1 protein-coding gene is annotated in these 711 nt (G+C 62.3%); it reads left to right on the top strand.

Annotation, left to right across the window (positions count from 1 at the left end; genetic code table 11):
• The coding region (locus OXM58_05670; GenBank protein MDE0147839.1) for an RNA polymerase factor sigma-32 at positions 1–603 on the top strand (603 nt) is incomplete at its 5' end.
• Positions 604–711 lie beyond the last annotated feature (108 nt).

Here is a 711-nt window from a genome sequence, read left to right as displayed (position 1 = left end):
TTCCGCCTTGCGACCTACGCCATGTGGTGGATCCGCGCCTCGATCCAGGAATACATCCTGCACTCGTGGTCGCTCGTCAAAATGGGCACCACGGCGGCGCAGAAGAAGCTGTTCTTCAACCTGCGCAAGATGAAGAGCCGGCTGGATGCGCTGGAAGAAGGCGACCTGTCGCCGGAAAACGTGAAGAAGATCGCGACCGAACTGAAGGTTTCGGAAGAAGAGGTGATCAACATGAACCGGCGCCTGGCCGCGCCGGACAATTCCCTCAATGCGCCGCTGCGCAACGACGGCGAAGCGGGCGGCGAGTGGCAGGACTGGCTGGTCGACGAAAACCAGGAGAGCCAGGAGACCATCGTCGCGGAGCGCGAGGAATACCGGATCCGCCAGGCCATGCTAGCCGAAGCCATGAAGATCCTGAACCCGCGCGAGCGCCATATCCTGACCGAACGCAGGCTTCAGGAAGAGCCGCTGACGCTGGAGGAACTGTCCCAGGAATACGGCATCAGCCGCGAGCGGGTGCGCCAGATCGAGGTCCGCGCCTTCGAAAAGCTCCAGAAGGCGATGAAGAATATGGTGATCGAGCAGCAGGTCGCCCTGCACTAGCCCGGATTTCTGTCGGAACCGCGCACGCCCCTTCGACAGGCTCAGGGCAGGCTCCTTCGACAGGCTCAGGGCAGGCTCCTTCGACAGGCTCAGGGCAGGCTCCTTCGA

It is taken from the genome of Rhodospirillaceae bacterium (assembly GCA_028819475.1).
Lineage (GTDB): Bacteria > Pseudomonadota > Alphaproteobacteria > Bin65 > Bin65 > Bin65.
The sequence above is the reverse complement of the archived record's forward strand: the minus strand, read 5'-3'. Positions and strand labels throughout refer to the sequence as shown.